This window comes from Myxococcus sp. AM011 (assembly GCF_013372595.1).
Lineage (GTDB): Bacteria > Myxococcota > Myxococcia > Myxococcales > Myxococcaceae > Myxococcus > Myxococcus eversor.
Genome location: NZ_JABXEM010000199.1, coordinates 1 through 22,432, shown reverse-complemented (window position 1 = coordinate 22,432; position 22,432 = coordinate 1). Strand labels below are relative to the sequence as shown.

The following is a 22,432-nucleotide window of genomic DNA, read 5'->3' as shown; positions in this document are numbered from 1 at the left end:
CCTCAACGGCGACCGGGCGGTGAACTTCACGGACTACAGCATCGTCCTGGGGAATCTGGGGCGGGGCTGCAACACCGGGCCTCAGCCCTTCGTGCCCGTCCACGAAGTCCGGGAGTAGGCCTCCACGCTCCGGCCCAGCGGGTGCTCTCGCTGGGCCGGAGCGGGACGACGGATGCGGCCGTTACTCGCGGACCGGCTGCGGCAGGGCACACCGCCCACCCAGGCCCCAGTTGGCGACGACCACCGTGTAGTCGCTGTAGTCGACCAGGCCGTCACCGTTGACGTCCGCCAGGCGATTTCCCGGCGGCACCGTCAGACCGAAGTTCGCCATGACCAGGTCGTAGTCCGTGATGTTGACGCAACCATCCTGATTGGTGTCGCCGAACACAGGCGCCGGGGCGTTGTCCAGCGCGAGCGAGAATCGCCCACCCGTGGCCGACGACAGCCCTCCCAGGTACCTCACCGCGGGCCCCTCGACAGGCAATGCGACAGGCGACCACGTCGGCTCGCCCTTCTCCGACCATTCATAGGCACCTGAGTGCGAGCCATTGAAGTCAGTGATGTAGGTGGTGAAGAAGTCGATGTCGGCGATGACCTGGATGAACGTAGGGACGGGATTGGGATTCGTGGCATCTCCCGTCCGGAGCTTGTTGAGGACCTTCCACTGCCACGAGCCGGGGTCGAGGTTGGGGTAGCCCCCCACGCTCTCTCCCCCTTGGCACTGCGTCCCGACCGGCGAGCTGTTCTCCAATCCGTCAGAGCTCAGACGGAGCTTCTTTCGTCCAAGAACCGTCGTGCGGTAGGACTTGAGCTCATCCACGGCGGCGCACGCGGAGAAGGCCAGGGGCGTCACACCTTGGCCAACACCCAGGGAGTTCAAGGTATTGAGCGTCGTCGTGGCCGACGTCGAGAACGCCTGATGCCGGATGTACGAAGTCCCCTCGAAACTCCACACCGCGATATGCCGCGGCAGCGTGCTCACCGTCTCCACATAATCCCGGGCCCTCTTGAGAGCCGCCTGAAAACGAGTCTCTCCATTGAGCCGCGGGGCCACCATCGACCCACTGCGGTCGATGAGGATGATGACGTGCTCCTCGGTATACGGGGGCGCCGGCTGAGCGCTGGCCACCCGCGGCACAGCCATCAAGCAGACTCCCAGGGACAAGGCTAGACGCACCATCGAGGTGTATGTTTTCACGAGTCCATCCTCACGGAATTGAAACGTCGTTTGAACGGCGGTCGCCAGGTCGACGGCTTCCGGGCGGGACACCCAGAACATCAGACACAAAAGCGTCCGCGATTCTTATGCCACAGGACTACGAGACGAAGAATAGCGGGAAACACATACAAGCCAGGGCAACATTCCTGCTCCGCCACAATCCAGTCACGGCCTCCGGAAACCCCGGGCTCTTCAGAAAACAAACCGGACGTGACATGAAAGCGCGCAACCACCCCTCCTGACGCGGCTGCTGGCCGCCCCGAGAACCTCACATGACGAGGAACACGATGCTTCAACGCCTGCTGTTGATGCTTGGGTTGTCGTTGGTGCTGCACTCCGAATCCGCGCGGGCGCAGTTCACCGAGCGGCACATCATCATCCTCATCGAGCGAAGTGGCTCCATGGCGGTGGTCGGCGCCGATGGATTGACGCGATTCCAGCGGGCCATCATTCAAGCCCAGAACCGTGTGGAGATAGGAGGCCCACTGCCACAGCACTACGCTGTCTGGTCATTCGAGGGCACGAGCTACATCCAGCACCAGGCCTTCACCTCCAGCGCCGCGAGCACGATCGCGACGTTGTCGTCCCTGCAGGTGGGCCAAGGAGGCACGCCTCTCGCCCATGCCGTCTGCGCGGCCGTGGACGGTCTCGTCTCGTATCGACCGAGCACCTTGGCCATCAAGAACATCCTGTTGTTCACCGGCGGCGCGGAGAACAGCACCCCGAGCTCGAGCCAATGCGCGGGCCCCTGGAGCACGGGGACCTACCCGCAGCTCACCGTCGGCTCCTGGCAGTGGAAGATGATCAACAAGCTCCGGACCGGGAGCGCCCTGAATCCCAACGTCCCACCTCCAGGCCTCACCCTCATCCACAACGCCCAGGAGGTCATCTCCAGCGCCTTGGGGTCCGGCGTCATCATCCCCTGACCCGGCCCACGACTTGTCGACAGGACTGGCCTCCGGAGGTCGGCTCCGGGGAGAATGCGCGCCCGCCGGCCTGGCAGGCTGGCGACACTCGGGGGCACGAGCGCATGAGCCAGGAGCGCGTCATCTTCGGCAACACGGTGGACAGCCTCTACCTGAAGACGCTCGACAGGGACTTGCCCTACGAGCTGCGCAACCAGCTCCGGGAGCTGGGCATGGACCTGGATGCCCCGCTCCAGGCCGCCTACCCCCATACCGTGTGGGTGAGGTGCCTGGACGAGGTGGGCCGTGCCCTCTACCCGGAGAAGCCCCTGGAAGAGGCCCGCCGGCGGCTCGCCCGGCGGATGATTGAAGGCTACGCACAGACGGTCATGGGCTCGGCGGTGCTCACGCTGGCGCGCGTGCTCGGCCCCATGCGCTCGCTGGGCCGGATGACGCACAACTTCCGCAGCGGCAACAACTTCACCCAGACGCGCGTCAACGTGGTGAACCCCACCACCGCGGAGCTGTGGTTCAACGAGCCGGAAGTCACGGAAGGGTTCGTGGAGGGCGTGCTGGAGGAGGGCCTGCACCGCATCGGTGTCCGGGGCCTCACCATTTCCCGCACCCGTCACGACGCGGAGTCCTGTACCTATCGCATCGAGTGGTACGACCCCTCCGCGCGCTGAAAACCCCACCTCAGAGAGCCCCCGAGCCCCAAACCCATGACTCGCCTCCTCGACAGCCTCCCCGAGCTCTACCGCGACCTCCTCCCGGACTTCTTCCGCCAGGACGTCCCCGAGGAGACCAAGGCCACGTGCTCCAAGTGCGCCATGTGCAAGGAGAACGCGGAGGGCGCCGTCGACTCCGTGGACGGCGTCAGCCGCTTCTTCCGCCCCGACACCAAGTGCTGCACCTACTTCCCGCGCCTGCCCAACTACCTGGTCGGAGCGCTCCTGTCGGATGACCGCCCGGAGCTGGCCGAGGGCCGCCGTCGCATGGAGGCGCGCATCGCCGGCCGCATCGGCGTGACGCCGCAGTGGGTGAAGCCCCCGGCGAAGTTCCACTTCCTCTACAAGAACGGGCACCAGTTCTTCGGCCGGGCCGCGTCGCTGCGCTGCCCCTACTACGGCGAAGAGAGCGGCGGCTGCACCATCTGGCCGTACCGCGAGGCCGTCTGCTCCACCTTCTTCTGCAAGTACGTCGCGGGCGCCGACGGCCGCAAGTTCTGGATGTCCCTCAAGACGTACCTGACGCTGACGGAAATCCAGCTGTCGCGCTGGACGTCGCTTCAACTGCTGCCCGACTACGTCCTGTCCGGCAAGGACCGCCCCGAGCTGAACCCCGTCCCGCTGGGCGTGGAGGACCTGGACGACGCGCCGCCTCCCGCGAAGGCCTACGCTGAGCTCTGGAAGGAGCACGTGGGCCGCGAGGCGGAGTACTTCCGCGCCTGCTACCAGTTGGTGCGCGGGCTGACGGCGGAGGGGCTCGACAAGCTGCTGGGCCTGGACGGCGTCATCGAGCTGAAGGCGGTGGAGAAGCTCTTCTCGACGTCCATCTCACCCCAGCTGCCGCGCACGCTGCGCTTCAACCCGGACGCCACCGTGCAGTGGCTGCCCGACGGCAGCGTGGCCCTGGGCGCGTACAGCGACTTCGACGCGATTGCCCTGCCCGGTGAAGCCTACGGCCTGCTGGTGGAGTTCACCGGCCGGCAGCCCGTGGAGGCCGTGCGCCACCACCTGCGCGAGAACAAGCAGGCGGACCTGTCCGAGGACATCCTGGTGGAGCTGTACCGGCACCGCATCCTCGTGGAGGCCTGAGGACCTCTTCCCCTCCTACGGAGGACCCGACAGCGCGCCCAGCTCCTGGAGCAGCCGGCTGGAGGCATGCGCCTCGCGCCAGGCGGGCACGGACGCGGAGAGGTGCTCGGCCAGCCACGCGCAGAAGCCGGGGTCTCCCGCGCCCAGCCACTCGGCGGACTCGGACAGCTCCGCCTGCGCGGCCTCCCAGGCGCGGCGGTACGCGCTCGCCGCGGCCATCACCTGCGTCACCGAGTGCGTGAAGGCATCCAGCGCGGCCCGCAGCTCCAGCGCGGCGCCAGGCTCCATGCCTCGCGACTCCCGCAGCCGCCCCAGGTGCAGGAGCAGCCCATGCTCCAGCGCGGCCGTCGTCCCCAGCCGGGCCTGCGCGCCGCGCAGCAGCAGTTGCAAGTCCCCATTCAGCTCGCGCAGCAGCTCCTCCGTGGAGCGCGCCACCGGCCGCCCCAGCCGGGTGCAGACGGCCTGCCACAGGTTGCTGAACGCGAGCAGCTCGCTCACGCCCCGGCGCACGTGGGGAGGAATGCGGTCCAGGAACTCCAGCGCGGCACCGCGCGCCTCGGCGGACAGCGCCCCGGGCCCCTTGGCCAGTTGGAGCAGCTTCCACGCCCAGGGCAGGGCCTGCTCGGTGCAGCGGAAGAGCGCCTCGCAGCTCGCGCTCAGCGCGCCCGCATGGCTGTTCTCCTTCAGCGCGGGGGACGCCACGGGCATCTGCTCGTGCTCCGATTCTCCTGGCCCTGGCACCACGATCCGCTCGTCTCCGCGCCGCGCTTCACCGGAGACCTCGTCGCGTTCCGAAGAGCTGTCGTCCAGCCACATGCATCTCCTCCAGCCTCGTCGGCGGACCCCTGGTTATCGCACGCCGCACCTTCAACCTCCAGGCCCCATCCGTCCGCCGTGAAACCGCCGACGTCCGACCCCTCCCTGGCGTTCTATATCTTCGGAAGAAAGGCGTGCCGGCTGTGACGCGGTCAACGCCCGGCGATTCACCTGGCCCGAGCGCATTCCTGGAAGTTGAGAGTGCCACCAGGGGCGGCCCGAAGCCGCGCTGAACGCGGCCCGGGCCCCGGCGTTTCCCACCTGTCACGTCACCTCAGTGGAGGGTGTGCTTCAGGTGACTGAGCTTCTTGTGGGTGCTCTTCTGCGCGGGCAACAGCTCCATGCGCACGAAGCGTCGCAAGTCGCCGTTGACCTTCTCCGCGTCTCGCTCGTAGTCGCGCAGGCCGTGGTCCTCGCCTTCCTCCAGCGCGGAGATGGCGGCGCTCTCCCCCAGCACGTCCGCGCCTCCCTGGACGACCTTCGCGAAGGCGCCCCAGACACCGGAGCCCTCCGCCGGTTTGCCGTGGAGCTTTTCGATTCGCTCGCGCAGCTTCTCCACGCGCCCCTCGTGGTCCAGCCGGCACTCCTCCAGCGTGCGACGTCGCACGTCGTCCTCGATGTGCCCCATCGCCTGCCGGTAGGTCTCCACCGCGGAAATCTCGCCCCGGAGGAAGGAATTGAGCGTGTCGACGTCCTTGTCGGTTTGCGCCATGAAGGCCTCCTGGAAGTGGTGAACGGATTGCTGAGCAAGAAGGTGCGGCGTGCCCGCCCGCTCGCAACGAGGGCCCCCTCCCCCGCCACCTCCCCTGGGCCACACCCTCCGTCCGTGTTTCAGCAGGTATCAGCGCGACTGTCCGGGTAGTCTGTTTGCAAGAATGCGTCAGGGCTGTGAAGCTGATCCAGGAGTGCCCCAGTTCCTGTGCCGTGCCCCTGGCCAGTGGGAAGCTCGCCAGCCAACCCAGCTCGCATCGTCACGCCGAATGACCGCCCCGTCGCCTGCTTCGCCGTCGCGCCCGCTTTTCACCTTCGGCCTCGTGTGGCTGGGGCAGTTCATCTCCCTGTTCGGTTCGGGGCTGACGTCGTTCGCGTTGGGCGCGCACGTCTACCAGCTCACCGGCTCCACCACGCGCTTCGTGCTCATCTCCTTCTGCGCCACGCTGCCGTTGGCGGTGCTGTCCCCGTTCGCCGGGGTGCTGGTGGACCGGTGGGACCGCAGGAAGGCGATGTTGTGGAGCGACGTGGGCTCCGGCGTCACCACCGCGCTCATCTGGCTGCTGCTGGTGGCGGACGACACGGGGCGGCTGGAGTTCAAGGCCTGGTACCTGTACCCCATCGTCCTGTTGGGCGGCTGTTGCACGGCGTTCCGCTGGCCCGCGTGGACGGCCACGACGCCGCTGCTCATCCCCAAGCGGCACCTGGGGCGGGCCAGCGGCATGGCGGAGCTGGGCGCGGCGCTGAGTCAGATTGCGTCGCCCGTCTTCGCTGGCGTGCTGGTGGGGAGCATTGGCCTGCACGGTGTGCTCTTCCTGGACGTGCTCAGCTTCCTGTTCGCCGCGGGCGTGCTGGTGGCCGTGCGCTTCCCGCCGACGCCGGGGGCTTCCGCGCGGAGCACGGGGCCGCGCTCCATGAGCCGGGAGCTGGCGGAGGGGTGGCGCTTCCTCCGGGAGCGGCGGGGCCTGTCGTACATCCTGGCCTTCACCACGTTCACCAACGCGAGCCTCGCGCTGGTGCTCCTGCTCTTCACGCCGCTGGTGCTGGCCTTCACGGACTTGAAGAACCTGGGCCTCATCGGCTCCATCTCCGGCATGGGCATGCTGGCCGGCGGCATCCTCACCAGCGTGTGGGGCGGCCCCAAGCACCGCATCCTCGGCATCGCGGGCTTCCCGGCCGTGGCCTCGCTCATGCTGCTGTTGGCCGCGCTGCCGCCCAGCGTGCCGTTGCTCGCCACGGCGGCGGCGCTGTTCCTGTTCTCCATGCCGCTCACCACGGCCAACTCGCAAGTCTTGTGGCAGCTCAAGGTGCCGCTGGAAATCCAGGGCCGGGTGTCCGCGCTGCGCAAGACGGTGGGGCAGTCCGCGGTGCTGCTCGTCACGCTGATGGCGGGTCCGCTGGCGGACCGGGTCTTCGAGCCGTGGATGGCGCCAGGCGGCGCATTCGCCGGCAGCGTGGGCCGCGTGCTGGGCACGGGCACCGGGCGTGGCATCGCCTTTCTTTTCGTCGTCCTGGGGCTCACGGTGCTGTGCGCCGTCGGCCTGCTTCTGCTGTCTCCTCGCGCGCGGCGCGTCCAGGAAGAACATCCGGACGTGATTCCCTCCCATCCGCTCGCCATTCCTCTTTCCTCTGAACCGCCACCGGCAGGCGCCGTGTCCGAGAGTCCGCTCTCGGCGACGGGAAACTCTCCGTCCTGAGCACGCAGCGCCCCGGCCCCGCGCAATGAACTGACTGGAGTACCTCGTGAGCACGCGCAACGACTCCCCGACGTCCGTCGGCCCCGTCACCCCATCCGAGGCGAGCCTGTCCGCCTCGCCGCTCTTGCCCCTGCGCAAGGGGAACGACACGACGAGCCCGCTCTACCTGGTCCATCCGGTGGATGGCCGCCTGGACTGCTACGCGGAGCTGCTCCGCCAGACGCCCGCGTCCCAGCCCGTGTTCGGAATCCAGGCGCGCGGCGTGGACGACGGGCGCGCGCCCATGGAGTCGCTGGAGGCGATGGCCGTCTTCTACGTCGAGGCCCTCCGCGCCGAGCGCTCCGAGGGGCCGTATCACCTGGCGGGCTGGGCACTGGGCGCGGTCATCGCGTGGGAGATGGCGCGCCTGCTCCAGCGCGATGGCCATGTCGCGAAGCTCACGCTGCTCGAGCCGCCGCCCCCGTCGCCCGACCGGAGCGTCTCCGCCACGGCCCTGGCCGCGCACGCCGCGCTCTTCGCGAAGGAGCTGGCGCTGCGGGCGGGCCTGTCCCCGCTGGAGCTGCCCGCCGCGCTCACCACGGGCAAGGACCCCGAGCCCCTCCTGCTGCACCTGCACGCGGAGGGCACGCGCCAGGGCCTGCTGCCCGAGTCCATGACGCTGGAGGTGCTGCGCGCGCGCTTCAAGGTCTTCTCCGCGCACGTGCGCGCCGCGCGTCGCTACGTCCCCGAGGCGTTTCCCGGCACCGCGCGCATCGTCCGCGCCGCCGAGGTCATCGACGCCGCCGACGTGGAGAAGGACAAGGGCTGGGCGGTGCTCGCGGAAGCAGGCGCCCAGGTCGAGGACGTGCCCGGAGACGGGTATTCGCTGTTGCGCGAGCCGCACGCGAAGGAGCTGGCGACGCGACTCTTCGAGTCCGCGCAGTCCCTCACCGGCCCCATCCTCACGGGGCATGGCGACGGTGCTCCGCTGTCGTACGCACAGCAGCGGCTCTGGTTCCTGGACCAGCTCCAGCCCGGCAGTCCCGCGTACAACATGTTCTACGGCCTGCGCTTCACCGGCCCACTGGAACACTCGCTCCTGGAGCGCGCCTTCACGGAGCTGGCGCGGCGCCACCAGACGCTGCGCACCCGCTTCCGCTCGCTGCAGGACGGCCCCGTCCAGGCCATCTCCCCGCCCGCGCCCTTCACCATTCCCGTCGAGGACCTGCGCGCCGTGCCCGCGGAGGCCCGCGACGCGGAGGCGCAGCGAATCGCCGACGCGGAGGCGCGCACGCCGTTCGACCTGGCCACGGGGCCGCTCTTGCGCGCGCGGCTCCTGAAGCTCGACGAGCACGAGCACGTGCTGCTCATCGTCATCCACCACGTCATCTCCGACGGCTGGTCCATCGGCGTCATCACGCAGGAGGTCCCCGCCCTCTATCAGTCCTTCGCGATGGGCCGGCCCTCGCCGCTCCCCGAGCTGCCCGTGCAGTACGCGGACTTCGCCGTCTGGCAGCGCGGCTGGCTGACGGGCGACGTGCTGGAGTCACAGCTCGCGTACTGGAGGACCCAGCTCGCCGACGCGCCGCATGCGCTGGAGCTGCCCACCGACAGGCCCCGGCCTCCCATCCAGTCGCAGCGCGGGGACATGCTGCGCGTGGAGCTTCCCGCCTCGCTCGCCACCCGCGTCTACGAGCTGTGCCGCCAGGAGGGCGTCACGCCCTTCATGGTGCTGCTGGCCGGCTACCAGACGCTGCTCGCGCGCTACTCCGGGCAGGACGACATCATCGTCGGCTCGCCCATCGCCAACCGGATGCGGTCGGACCTGGAAGGGCTCATCGGCTTCTTCGCCAACACGCTGGCGCTGCGGGCCCGGTTCCATCCGGGGATGACGTTCCGCGAGCTGCTGTCCCAGGTGCGCGAGACGACGCTGGGGGCCTATGCGCACCAGGACGTCCCCTTCGAGAAGCTGGTGGACGAGCTGCGCCCCGAGCGAGACCAGAGTCGCACGCCCCTGTTCCAGGTGATGCTGGCCCTGCTCAACACGCCGAAGTCCGTGGGGGCCGAAGACCCCGACGCGCCGCTCAAGGTCCGCCCGCTGGACGCCATCAGCGGCACCGCCAAGTTCGACCTCACGCTGCTGGCGTCCGATGACGGCACCGCGTTCAACGCGGTGTTCGAATACAACACCGACCTCTTCGACACCGCGACAGTCCAACGGATGGCGGACCAGCTCGTGCGGCTGCTGCAGTCCGCCGTCAGCGACCCGAGCCAGCCCGTCTGGCGCCTGCCGATGCTGGAGGAGCCCGAGCGTCGCCAGGTCCTCGTCGACTGGAACGACACGTCCCGCGAGCCCTTCGGTCCCACCACGCTTCACGCGCCCGTGGAGGCCCAGGCGCTCCGCACGCCCGACGCCGTGGCTGTCACCGATGGCACCCACGCCCTCACGTACGCGGCGCTGGAGGCGCGGGCCAATCAGCTCGCGCACCACTTGCTCGCGCGCGGGGTGACACCGGGGTGCATCGTCGGCATCTGCCTGGACAAGTCGCTCGACATGGCCGTCGCCGTCCTCGCCACGCTCAAGGCGGGAGCCAGCTACGTCGCGCTCGACCCCAGCTACCCCACGGAGCGCCTGGCGTTCATGCTCGCGGACACGCGCGCGCCCGTGGTCCTCACCCACTCCCAGCTCGCGGCGTCACTGCCCTCCGAGCACGGGGCGCGCTTCCTCCTGGTGGACGTCGACGCGGCCCACGTGGCCGGCCTGTCCCCGCGCGCGCCAGGTCTCGAAGTGTCGGCGGAGAGCCCCGCCTACGTCATCTACACGTCCGGGAGCACGGGGGTGCCCAAGGGCATCGTCATGCCCCACCGCGCGCTGAGCGCGCTGCTCACCTGGCAGCTCCAGCGCTCGCCCCAGCCGCGTGCCACCACGCTGCAGTTCGCATCGCTCAGCTTCGACGTCTCCGTCCAGGAGCTCTTCTCCACCTGGTGGGCCGGAGGCACGCTCGTGCTCCCCACCGGGGGACTGCGCCAGGACATTCCGGCGCTGCTCGACTTCATGCAGCAGCAGCGCGTCGCGCGGCTCTTCCTGCCCTTCGTCGCGCTCCAGGCCATCGCCGACGCCGTCTCCCACGGCGCCACGCTGCCCGCCTCCCTGCGCGAGGTCATCACCGCGGGTGAGCAGCTCCAGGTGAGCGACACGGTCGCCGCGTTCTTCGAGAAGCTCTCGGGCAGCGTCCTGGAGAACCAGTACGGCCCTTCCGAGGCGCACGTCGTCTCCGCCCACCGACTCCAGGGGGCTCCCGCATCCTGGCCCCGGCTGCCGTCCATCGGCGGGCCGGTGGGCCACACGCGGCTCTATGTCCTGGATGCGCTCGGCCATCCCGTGCCCATCGGCGTCTCGGGAGAGCTGTTCATCGGCGGCACCCACCTGGCGCACGGCTACCTGTCGCAGCCGGACGTCACCGCGAAGGCGTTCGTTCCGGACCCGTTCTCGACGGTGCCGGGCGCGCGGCTCTATCGCACCGGGGACGCGGCGCGGTGGCGCGCGGACGGCACGCTCGACTTCCTGGGACGGATGGACTCCCAGGTGAAGCTGCGCGGTTTCCGGGTGGAGCTGGGTGAAGTCGAGTCCGTGCTCCGCTCCGCCCCGGGGCTGAGTGACGCCGCCGCCATCGTTCGCGAGGATGTGCCGGGCGACAAACGCCTGGTGGGCTACGTCGTCCTCTCACCCGACGCCACGCTCGACGCCGAGGCCCTGCGCGCCTTCGTGCTCCAGCGCCTGCCCGAGTACATGGTGCCGTCCGCGTTCGTGGCGCTGCCCGCGCTGCCCCTCACGCCCAGCGGCAAGCTCGCGCGCAAGCGCCTTCCCGCGCCCGACGCACAGAGCCTGCGTGGCGCCGCCGCCTTCGCCGCGCCCCGCACTCCGCTGGAGGAGAAGCTCGCCGCGCTCTTCGCCGACGTCCTGCACGTGCCGCGCGTGAGCGTCACCGACAACTTCTTCGCGCTCGGGGGGCATTCGCTGCTCGCCACCCAGGTCGTGTCGCGCGTGAGGTCCGCGCTCGGCGTGGAGCTGCCGCTGCGCACCGTCTTCGCTTCGCCCACGGTGGCGGCCCTGGCGGCGAGCATCGACACCACGTTGATGACGTCGCGGAACCGGCAGCCGCCCGCGCTGGTTCCGGTGCCTCGCACGGGACCGCTGCCGCTGTCCTTCGCGCAGCAGCGCCTCTGGTTCCTCGACCAGCTCCAGCCCGGCGGGGCGACGTACAACATGCCCTCCTTCGTCCGGCTGGACGGGGAGCTCCACCTGTCCGCGCTCCAGCGGGCCTTCGACGAGCTGGTGCGCCGCCACGAGGCCCTGCGCACCACGTTCCTCCAGCAGAACGACGAGCCCTTCCAGGTCATCGCCCCGCACGCGGAGGTGCCGGTGACGCTGGTGAAGGTCCAGGGACAGACGCCGGAGGCGACTCGCGCGGAGGTGGAGCGACTGCTGGGCGAGGAGTACATGCGCCCGTTCAACCTCTCCACCGGCCCGCTCGTTCGCGCCGTTCTGGTGGAGACGTCCCCCACCGAGCACGTGCTCGCGCTCAACATGCACCACATCGTCTCCGACGGTTGGTCCATGGGGGTGCTCACCCAGGAGGTCGCCACCCTCTACGCGGCCTTCGCGATGGGGGCACCGTCGCCGCTTCCGCCCCTGTCCCTCCAGTACGCCGACTACGCCGTCTGGCAGCGCGACTGGCTGAAGGGCGACGTGCTGGAGCAGCAGCTCGCCTGGTGGCGCGGCCGACTGTCCGGAGTCGCCACGCTGGACCTGCCGCTCGACAAACCTCGGCCCGCGACGCAGACCTTCGCTGGCGCCCAGGTGCCCATCAACTTGAGGCCGGAGGTGTCCAAGCGGCTCAAGACGCTGTGCCAGCGCGAGGGAACCACGCCCTTCATGGCGCTGCTCGCCGCGTGGCAGTTGCTCCTGTCCCGCCACACCGGACAGGACGACATCGCCGTCGGCTCGCCCATCGCCGGCCGCCAGCGCGCGGAGCTGGAAGGGCTCATCGGCTTCTTCGTCAACACGCTCGTCTTCCGGGCGCGCATCGACACGGGCGCGACGTTCCTGCAGCTCCTGCGACAGGTGAAGGAGAACGCCCTGGGCGCCTATGCGCACCAGGACGTCCCGTTCGAGCGGTTGGTTGAAGACCTCCAGATTCGCCGGGACATGAGCCGCAGCCCGCTGTTCCAGGTCCTCTTCGCGCTCCAGAACACCCCCGGCTCGGCCCTCCAGACCGCACCCGATTCGGCTCCCCAGAAGCAGGAGCTGTCACTCAGCCCGGTGGAGGTGGAAGGCACCGTCATCAAGTTCGAGCTGGAGCTGAACTTCGCGGACGGGGGAGCGGACGGACTCTTCGGCGCGCTGACGTACAACACGGACCTGTTCGAGCGTGCCTCCATCGAGCGCATGGCGCGGCACTTCGAGCTGCTCGTCGAAGCCGTCGTCACTCGGCCCGATGCCACGCTCACGTCCCACTCCATGCTGTCCGCCGAGGAGCGGCAAAGCGTCCTCACGGACTGGGCCATCGCTCCCGCGCTCGTCTCGCCCGACTCCACCCTTCCCGCCGTCTTCGCCGACGTCGTCGCTCGCGCTCCTGACTCCGTCGCCATCCTCTTCGGTGACGACTCCCTCACCTACCGCCAGCTCGACGAGCGCTCCAATCAGCTCGCCTGGCACCTGCGCTCCCTCGGCGCCACCACCGACTCCCGCGTCGCCATCGCCGTCGACCGCTCCGTCGAGCTCATCGTCGCCCTCGTCGCCATCCTCAAGGCCGGCGCCGCCTACGTCCCCCTCGACACGAAGTACCCACGCGAGCGTCTTGCTTCGATGTTGGAGGACGCCCGGCCCCAGGTCCTCGTCTCCACTCGCGCCTTCCTCGACAAGCTGCCCGCCGATGGAATGACGTGTGTCCTGTTGGATGAGGTGTCCCTGGCGGGCAGCGCCACCCAGGCCCTGCCTCCCTCCGCCCTTCCCGCGTCGCTCGCCTATATCGACTTCACCTCCGGCTCCACCGGCAAGCCCAAGGGCGTCGGCTGCACCCACCGCGGCGTCCTCCACACCCTCGTCGGCATCGACTACACCCGCTTCGGGCCCGAGCAGACGCACCTCCTCCTCGCCCCCATCTCCTTCGACGCCAGCACCTTCGAAATCTGGGGCGCCCTGCTCCACGGCGCTCGCCTCGTCGTCCTCCCGCCTCAGACACCATCCCTGGAAGAGCTCTTCCAGACGGCGTCCCGTCACGGCGTCACGACGCTCTGGGCGACCAGCGGCCTGTTCTCCCAGCTCGTCGAGAGCCGCCTCCCCGCGCCTCCGTCCCTCCAGCGCATCCTCACCGGTGGCGACGTCGTCTCCCCACCGCACGTCCGCCGCGCGGTGCAGGACTGGGGCATCTCCGTCACCAACTGCTACGGCCCCACCGAAATCACGGTTGTCGCCACGACCTTCTCTGTCTCCCGCGCTGACGACGTCGGGGCCACATTCCCCATCGGCAGGCCCACCAACGGCACCCGCCTGCTCGTCCTCGACGCCTCTCTCCAGCCGGTCCCCATCGGCATTGCTGGCGAGCTCTTCATCGGCGGTGACGGCCTCGCTCGTGGCTACGTCGGCCAGCCCGGCCTCACCGCCGAGCGCTTCGTCCCGGACCCGTTCTCCTCCGTCGCCGGTGCGCGCCTCTACCGCTCTGGAGACATGGTCCGCTGGAACAGGGATGGGACGCTCGCCTTCATCGGTCGCGCCGACGCGCAGGTGAAGGTGCGCGGCTTCCGCATCGAGCTGCCCGAAATCGAGGCCGCCATGCTCGCGCACCCGTCCATTCGCGACGCCGTGGCCATGGCACGTGAAGACGTCCCGGGGGACAAGCGCCTCGTCGGCTACTTCGTCGGTGACGACCTGGACGCCGTCTCCCTCCGCGCGTTCCTCAAGTCCCGGCTCCCCGAGTACATGGTGCCGTCGTCCCTGCTCCGCCTCGACGCGCTCCCGCTCACCGCCAACGCGAAGATTGACCGCAAGGCGCTGCCTCCTCCCGAGGCCGTCCTCTCCGCGCCCTCGGCCACCCACGTCGCGCCTCGCACTCCCACCGAGGAGCAGCTCGCCTCCATCTGGGCGCAGCTCCTCCGCGTCCCCCAGGTCGGCATCGCGGACGACTTCTTCGCGCTCGGCGGCCACTCGCTGCTCGCCACACAGCTCGTCTCGCGCATCCGCAACACCTTCCAGGTGGAGATGGCGCTGCGGGAGCTGTTCGAAGCGCCCACCATCGAAGCGCTGGCCCAGCGGTTGGATGCGGCGTCCCTCGCGGGAAAAGGCACGGTGCGGCCTCCGCTCGCCCTGGTGCCTCGCGACGGCGCTCCGCTTCCCCTGTCCTTCGCGCAGCAGCGCCTCTGGTTCCTGGACCGCTTCCAGCCCGACAGCCCGTTCTACAACGTGCCTTCCGCGATGCCGCTCGACGGCGACATGGACCTTGGCGCGCTCGAGCGGAGCATCCAGGCGCTCGTCCAGCGTCACGAGGCCCTGCGCACCAGCTTCCACGCCCAGCCCGACGGCGTGCCCTTCCAGCGCATCCATGCGCGGGCGGAGCTGACGGTTCCCGTGATGGACCTGACCGCCCTGCCCGAGGGTGAGCGTGAGCAGGAAGCGCTGCGACTGGCCGGCATCGAGGCACAGCGTCCCTTCGACCTGGGCCGAGCCCCGCTGCTGCGAGCCTCCGTGCTGCGCCTCTCCGAGCAGCGCCACGTCCTGCTCGTCACCGTCCACCACATCGTCTCCGACGCCTGGTCCCACGGAATCATCTCTCGCGAGATTGGCGCGCTCTACGACGCGTTCGCGCGCGGAGAGCCTTCGCCACTGCCGCCCCTCGTGTTCCAGTACGCCGACTACGCCGTGTGGCAGCGCGGCTGGCTGCAGGGCAAGGTGCTCACGAAGCAGGTGGACTGGTGGCGCGAGCAGCTCACCGGTGCGCCTCGGATGCTGGAGCTGCCCACGGACCGCCCTCGGCCGCCCGTGCAGACCTCTCACGGCGCCACGCTCTCCCTCAGTCTGGGGCGGGCGCTCACCGCGCGGTTGCAGGCCGTGTGCAAGCGAGAGGGCGTCACGCCGTTCATGGCGCTCTTGGCCTCGTTCCAGGTCCTCCTCGCCCGCTACACCGGCCAGGACGACATCGTCGTGGGCTCGCCCATCGCCAACCGCCACCAGTCCGAGGTGGAGGGCATCGTCGGCTTCTTCGTCAACACGCTGGCCCTGCGAGCCCGACTCACGCCCGGAATGACCTTCCGGGAGCTGCTGGCGCAGGTCCGCAACAGCACGCTGGGCGCCTACGCCCACCAGGACGTCCCCTTCGAGAAGCTGGTGGAGGAGCTGCGCCCCGAGCGTGACCTGAGCCGCTCGCCCCTCTTCCAGGTCCTGCTCGCGCTCCAGACGTACGAGCGCGCCGCTCCACCCACGGGTGACGAGAGCGACTCCGACTCACTCGACGTGGGCAGCGGCACCGCCAAGTTCGACCTGTCACTCCTGCTCTTCGACTCCGGGAATGACATCGGCGGCATGCTCGAGTTCAACACCGACCTCTTCGACCATGGCACCGCGGAGCGGATGCGCGCGCACTGGACGCGCCTGGTCGCCTCCGTCGTGGACGCGCCCGAGCAGCCCATCTGGAGCATCCCCCTGTTGGCCGAGGACGAGCGCCGTCAGCTCCTCGTCGGCTGGAACAGCACCGCGCGCGAGCCGCACACCGCCACGCCCATCCATGTTCCCGTGGAGGCCCAGGCCGCGCGCACGCCGGACGCCATCGCCGTCACCGATGGGACGCACGCGCTCACCTATTCGCGACTCGACGCGCGCGCCAACCAGCTCGCCCGTCACCTCCTCGCCCTGGGTGTCTCGTCCGGTGCGCCGGTCGGCATCTGCCTGGACAAGTCGCTCGACATGGCGGTCGCGGTCCTCGCCACGCTCAAGGCGGGCGCATCGTACCTCCCGCTCGACCCGAACTATCCGGCCGAGCGCCTCGCGTTCATGCTCGAGGACTCCGCGGCGCCCGTCGTCCTCTCGCACTCGTCCCTGCGCGCGGCGATTCCCGCGTCGGGAGCGAGGCTCGTCCTGTTGGATGAACAGGCCGAAGCGCTGGCGGCGCTGCCCTCGCAGCCGCCTGGCGTCTCCGTCTCGCCCGAGTCTCCGGCGTACATCATCTACACCTCAGGCAGCACCGGACGGCCCAAGGGCGTCGCGCTGCCGCACCGGGCGCTGAGCCACTTGCTGACGTGGCAGTTGCGTCAGTCGGAGAAGCCCTCGGCCACGACGCTCCAGTTCGCGTCGCTCAGCTTCGATGTCTCCTGCCAGGAGCTCTTCTCCACCTGGTGGGCCGGAGGCACCCTCGTGCTTCCCACGGGAGGACTGCGCCAGGACATCCCCGCGCTGCTCGACTTCATGCACCAGCAGCAGGTCGAGCGGCTGTTCCTGCCGTTCGTCGCGCTCCAGGCCATCGCCGACGCCGTCTCTCACGGCGCCACGCTGCCCGCCTCCCTGCGCGAGGTCGTCACGGCCGGTGAGCAGCTCCAGGTCACCTCCGCGCTCATCGCCCTCTTCGAGAAGCTCCCGGGCTGCGTCCTGGAGAACCAGTACGGTCCCTCGGAGACGCACGTCGTCTCCGCCCATCGACTCCAGGGCCCACCCGCGTCCTGGCCCCGGCTGCCGTCCATCGGCGGGCCGCTGCCGCACACGCAGCTCTTCGTGCTGGATGCGCTGGGCCAGCCGGCGCCCATCGGCGTGCCGGGGGAGCTGCTCATCGGCGGCGCGCACCTGGCCCTCGGCTACGCGGGCCGGCCCGAGCTGACGGCCGAGAAGTTCGTGCCCCATCCCTTCAGCACCACGCCCGGCGCGCGCGTCTACCGCACCGGCGACTCAGCGCGCTGGAAGGCCGACGGCACCGTCGAGTTCCTCGGTCGTCTCGATGGCCAGGTGAAGCTGCGCGGCTTCCGTGTCGAGCTGGGTGAGGTCGAGGCCGCGCTGCGCGCCATCCCCGGCATCCGCGATGCCGCCGCGACGGTCCGCGAGGACGTCCCCGGGCTCAAGCGCCTCGTCGGCTACCTCGTTCCGGTGTCCGCGGCGGAGATGCCGGAAGCGGAGCGCCTGCGAACCCTCCTGCTCCAGCGCCTGCCCGAGTACATGGTGCCCACGGCCTTCGTCTCGCTGGAGACGCTGCCGCTGACGCCCAGCGGAAAGGTCGCGCGGCGCATGCTGCCCGCGCCCGACGTGCGGGAGCAGGAGTCCGAGGCCTCGTTCATCGCGCCCAGGACGCCGCAGGAAGAGAAGCTGGCCAAGGTGTTCTCCAGCGTCCTCCACCTGCCGCGAGTGAGTGTCACCGACAACTTCTTCGCGCTCGGTGGCCACTCGCTGCTCGCGACCCAGGTCATCTCCCGCCTGCGCTCCGGCTTCTCGGTCGAGCTGCCGCTGCGCGCGCTCTTCGAGTCGCCCACCGTCGCCGCGCTCGCGGCCCGCATCGAAGGCGAAGGACACGCGGGGACGCTCGCGCCGCCCATCATCCCGGTGCCCCGCGATGGCCTGGTGCCGCTGTCGTTCGCGCAGCTCCGGCTCTGGTTCATCGACCAGTTCCAGCCCGGCGGCGCCGCGTACCACATGCCGACCTTCGTGCGCCTGGAGGGACCGCTCGACGCGGCGGCGCTCCAGCGGGCCTTCGACGAGCTGGTGCGGCGTCACGAAGCGCTGCGCACCACCTTCTTCCAGCAGGACGACCAGCCCTACCAGCGCATCGCGCCGCACGGCGAGCTGCCCCTGGTGCGGGTGGACCTGAGCCACCTGGAGCCCTCCGCCGCGCGAGACGAAGTGAAGCGACTGCTCCTGGAGGAGCTGGCCCGCCCCTTCAACCTCTCCACGGGACCGCTCATCCGCGCGCAGTTGTTGGAGCTGTCGGCGGCCGAGCACGTGCTCGCGCTCAACATGCACCACATCGTCTCCGACGGTTGGTCCATGGGCGTGCTCGTCCAGGAAGTCGCCGCGCTCTATGACGCCTTCGCCCACGGCAAGCCGTCACCGCTTCCCGCCCTCGGCATCCAGTACGCCGACTACTCCGTCTGGCAGCGCACCTGGTTCCAGGGGGAGGTCATCGAACGTCAGCTCACCTTCTGGCGCAACCAGCTCTCCGGCGTCGCGCCGTTGGAGCTGGCCATCGACAAGCCTCGTCCGCCCGTCATGTCCTCGCGCGGCGGCAACGTCGGAGTGTTCCTCCCCGCCGCCACCGCCGAGAAGCTCAAGGCGCTCTGCCAGCAGGAGGGCGCCACGCCCTTCATGGCATTGCTCGCGGCGTGGCAGGTGCTCCTCTCGCGCTACTCCGGGCAGGACGACCTCACCGTCGGCTCGCCCATCGCGGGTCGTCAGCGCGCGGAGCTCGAAGGCCTCATCGGCTTCTTCGTCAACACGCTCGTCTTCCGGGCGCGCATCGACGGACAGACCTCCTTCCAGCACCTGCTGCGACAGGTGAAGGAGACGGCGCTCGGCGCCTACGCGCATCAGGACGTGCCCTTCGAGCGACTGGTCGAGGTGCTCCAGCCGGCGCGTGACTTGAGCCGCAGCCCGCTGTTCCAGGTCCTCTTCTCCCTCCAGAACACGCCCGCCTCCGCCATCCAGAAGCAGGAGCTGACGCTCAGCCCCGTCGACGTCGACGACGTCACGTCCAAGTTCGAGCTCAACCTCAACCTCGTGGAGCTGCCGGACGGTTACGCGGGCTCGCTCGGCTACAACTCCGACCTGTTCGAGCACGCCACCGCCGAGCAGCTCGCCCTCCACTTCGCCACGCTGGTCGAAGCCCTCGTCTCGCGGCCCCAGGCCTCCATCGCGTCTGTCTCGCTGTTGACCGAGCAGGAGCAGCGGCAGGTCCTCCTCGACTGGAACGCGACGGACGCGGACTTCTCCACCGAGCCCTTCGTCCATCGCCTCGTCGAGAGCCAGGCCCGCCACACTCCCGAGGCCCTCGCCGTCCTCTCCGACGATGAGTGGCTCTCCTACGGTCAGCTCGACGCGCGCGCCAATCAGCTCGCGCGGGTGTTGTCCTCGCGCGGCGTGCGTCCCGGCGACTTCGTTGCCCTGCTCGCGCACCGCACGGCCCAGCTCCCGGTCGCCCTGCTCGCCATCCTCAAGGCGGGTGCCGCGTACCTGCCGCTCTCGCCCGACTACCCGCGTGAGCGCCTCGCGTTCATGGTGCGCGACAGCGGTGCGCGCCTCGTGCTGTCACAGGAGACGCTCGTCTCGCTCCTGCCGGACGGACTGGACGTCATGTGCCTCGACTCCGCGTCGCACGCGGAGGCCCTCTCCCACGCATCGACGGAGCCGCTCCCGTCGAAGCCGGAGCCCGAAGCGCCCGCGTACGTCATCTACACCTCCGGCTCCACGGGGCAGCCCAAGGGCGTCCTCATCCCCCACCGGGCGCTCGCCAACCACATGGCCTGGTTCCTCCAGGTCTTCCCGCTCACCGCTCAGGACAAGGTCCTGCTCAAGACGCCGCTCGCGTTCGACGCGTCCGTCTGGGAGTGCTGGGCGCCGCTCCTCGCCGGTGCGCCGCTCGTGCTCGCGCCCACCGACGCCCACCGCGACGCCGCGATGCTGCTCGACTGCGTCGTCCGGCACGGAATCACCGTCCTCCAGCTCGTGCCGTCCCTGCTGCGCTTCGTCCTCGACGAGCCCGCGCTGGCACGCGCCACGTCCCTGAAGTGGCTGTTCTGCGGCGGTGAGGCGCTCTCCACCGGTCTCGCGTCCCTCGCCCGCGAGCGGCTCCCCGAGGCCCGCCTCGTCAACCTCTACGGCCCCACCGAAGTCACCATCGATTCGACCTTCACCGTCGTCGAGGCGAACACGTCGGGCGTCTCCATCCCCATTGGGCGTCCTGTCGCCAACACGCGCGCCTACGTGCTCGATGACGCCCTGCGGCCCGTCCCGCCGGGTGTCCCGGGAGAGCTGTTCCTCGGCGGTGCGCAGGTGGCGTTGGGCTACCTCGGCAGGCCCGCGCTCACCGCGGAGCGCTTCATCCCCGACCCGTTCGCCGCCACGCCCGGAGCGCGCCTGTATCGCACCGGCGACAAGGCTCGGTGGCTGGCGGATGGGCGCTTGGAGTACCTCGGTCGCACCGACTTCCAGGTGAAGCTGCGCGGTCTGCGCATCGAGCTTGGGGAGATTGAAGCCGCCCTCCGCGCGCAGCCGGGGGTGCGTGACAGCATCGTCCTCGTTCGCGAGGACGTTCCCGGCCAGCACCGCCTCGTCGCCTATCTGGTCTCCGCGACGCTCGACACCGACACGCTGCTCGCCGCGCTGCGGGAGCGGTTGCCCGAGTACATGCTGCCTACGGTCTTCTTGCGGCTGGACGCGATGCCGCTGACGCCCAACGGCAAGGTCGACCGGCAGGCGCTCCCCGTTCCCGAGCATGGCGCGGAAGACGCCCCCTTCGTCGCGCCCCGGAGCGCAACCGAAGAGGCGCTCACCGCCATCTGGGCGGAGGTGCTCCAGCTCGACAAGGTCAGCGTCACCGCCAACTTCTTCTCGCTCGGCGGCCACTCGCTGCTCGCCACGCAGGTGGTCTCACGCGTGCGCAGGACGTTGGACGTGGAGCTGCCGCTTCGCGCCCTCTTCGAGACACCCACCATCGCCGCGCTCGCCACCCGTATCGGCGAGTCCGGAGGCACCTCTTCGCGTGCTCGCGCGCCCGCGCTCGTTCCGGTGCCGCGAACTGGCGAGCTGCCGTTGTCCTTCGCGCAGCAGCGCCTGTGGCTCATTGATCAGCTCGAGCCCGGAAGCTCCACGTACAACATCCCCCTCGCCCTGCTGCTGCAGGGGCCGCTCGATGTGGCCGCGCTGGAGAGGGCCTTCACGTCGCTCGTCGAGCGCCACGAGTCCCTTCGCACGACGTTCCTGACGCGCGACGGAGAGCCGTACCAGCACATCCACGCGCCCGCGCCGGTGAGGGTGTCGGTGAAGGAGCTTCAGTCCCTCGCAGAGGACACGAAGCTCGCCGAGGCCCGTCGACTTGTGAGCGAGGAGGCCGCGCGGCCCTTCGACCTGGAGCATGGCCCCATCTTCCGCGTGCTCCTGGTGCGGCTGGATGAGCAGCGCCACGTCCTGGTCGGAACGGTCCACCACATCGCGTCCGACGGCTGGTCCATGGGAGTCCTGCTCCGCGAGCTGGCGGAGTTCTATTCCGCGCACGCCACCGGGCAGACGCCCCGGATGGAAGCGCTTCCCGTGCAGTACGCGGACTACGCGGCGTGGCAGCGCTCGTGGCTGCGTGACGAGGCGTTGGAGCAGCAGCTCTCCTATTGGAAGCAGCAGCTCACGGGGGCGCCTCCCTTCCTGGAGCTGTCCACCGACCGTCCACGTCCGCCCGTCCAGTCGAATCGGGGCGGGTCCTTCCCCGTCCGGCTGCCTCGCTCCGTGAACGAGCGGTTCGTCGCGCTCTGCCAGCGCGAAGGCGTGACGCCGTTCATGGCGTTGCTCGCCGTCTGGCAGCTCCTGCTTTCTCGCTACTCGGGACAGGACGACATCTCCGTCGGCTCGCCCATCGCGGGACGCACGCGGTCGGAGACGGAGGGGCTCATCGGCTTCTTCGTGAACACGCTCGTGCTGCGCGCGCAGGTCCGACCGGGACTCCGGTTCCGCGAGCTGCTCGCACAGGTGAAGCGCACGACGCTCGCTGCCTACGAACATCAGGACGTCCCCTTCGAGAAGCTCGTCGAGGAGCTGAACCCGCAGCGCACGCTGAGTCACTCGCCGCTGTTCCAGGTGATGCTCGTCCTGCAGAACGCACCGACGACGAGCATGGAAGTGCCTGGGAGCACGGTGGAGACGTCACCGCTGCGCCTGGAGGCCTACGACTCGGGGGCGCCGAGCGCGAAGTTCGACCTCACCCTGACGCTGGGCGAGGGACTGGAAGGCGCGCTGGGCTACCGCACGGACCTGTTCGATGAGGCCACCATCGCCCGGATGGTCGAGCACTTCTCCACGCTGCTCGAAGCCGTCGTCACCACGCCGGAGTCGCGGCTCAGCGAGCTGCCGATGCTGCCGGCGGAGGAGCGCCGTCAGGTGCTCGTCGGGTGGAACAACACCCGCCGCGAGCTGCCCTGGACTGGCTCCTTCCACGAGCGCTTCGAGGCACAGGCCGCCCTCACGCCCGACGCCCTCGCCGTCCTCGACGACTCCTCCTCTCTCTCCTTCCTCCAGCTCAATCAGCGCTCAAACCAGCTCGCCCACCTGCTGCG

General features: G+C 69.7%; 8 protein-coding genes. 5 read left to right on the top strand and 3 right to left on the bottom strand.

Annotated features, from left to right (window positions below; translation table 11 throughout):
• Positions 1-181: 181 nt before the first annotated feature.
• Complete coding sequence (locus HUW62_RS33095; RefSeq protein WP_240356653.1) at positions 182-1,144, bottom strand: dockerin type I domain-containing protein; 963 nt, start codon at positions 1,142-1,144, stop codon at positions 182-184.
• Between the two features lie 347 nt (positions 1,145-1,491).
• Here HUW62_RS33095 and HUW62_RS33090 point away from each other — a divergent pair, with 347 nt between their 5' ends.
• The 3 genes from HUW62_RS33090 to HUW62_RS33080 all read left to right on the top strand — a co-directional run bounded on the left by HUW62_RS33090 (position 1,492) and on the right by HUW62_RS33080 (position 3,941).
• Positions 1,492-2,145, top strand: coding sequence for a VWA domain-containing protein (locus tag HUW62_RS33090; protein WP_176436684.1), 654 nt, complete (start codon positions 1,492-1,494; stop codon positions 2,143-2,145).
• A gap of 104 nt (positions 2,146-2,249) precedes the next feature.
• Positions 2,250-2,810: a DUF2378 family protein gene (locus tag HUW62_RS33085; protein ID WP_163867845.1), complete on the top strand. Its 561-nt coding sequence runs from the start codon at positions 2,250-2,252 to the stop codon at positions 2,808-2,810.
• 36 nt (positions 2,811-2,846) lie between these two features.
• On the top strand, positions 2,847-3,941 hold the full coding sequence (locus tag HUW62_RS33080; RefSeq protein WP_163867844.1) for a hypothetical protein: 1,095 nt from the start codon (positions 2,847-2,849) through the stop codon (positions 3,939-3,941).
• 15 nt (positions 3,942-3,956) lie between these two features.
• Here HUW62_RS33080 and HUW62_RS33075 read toward each other — a convergent pair whose 3' ends face one another.
• Positions 3,957-4,757: a hypothetical protein gene (locus HUW62_RS33075; RefSeq protein WP_176436683.1), complete on the bottom strand. Its 801-nt coding sequence runs from the start codon at positions 4,755-4,757 to the stop codon at positions 3,957-3,959.
• A gap of 274 nt (positions 4,758-5,031) precedes the next feature.
• Positions 5,032-5,469: a DUF2383 domain-containing protein gene (locus HUW62_RS33070; RefSeq protein ID WP_163867842.1), complete on the bottom strand. Its 438-nt coding sequence runs from the start codon at positions 5,467-5,469 to the stop codon at positions 5,032-5,034.
• A gap of 268 nt (positions 5,470-5,737) precedes the next feature.
• Here HUW62_RS33070 and HUW62_RS33065 point away from each other — a divergent pair, with 268 nt between their 5' ends.
• Together HUW62_RS33065 and HUW62_RS33060 are read left to right on the top strand one after the other, a co-directional pair.
• Complete coding sequence (locus HUW62_RS33065) at positions 5,738-7,165, top strand: MFS transporter (protein ID WP_163867841.1); 1,428 nt, start codon at positions 5,738-5,740, stop codon at positions 7,163-7,165.
• A gap of 46 nt (positions 7,166-7,211) precedes the next feature.
• Positions 7,212-22,432: non-ribosomal peptide synthase/polyketide synthase (locus HUW62_RS33060; protein ID WP_176436682.1), on the top strand; the 15,221-nt coding region annotated here is incomplete at its 3' end.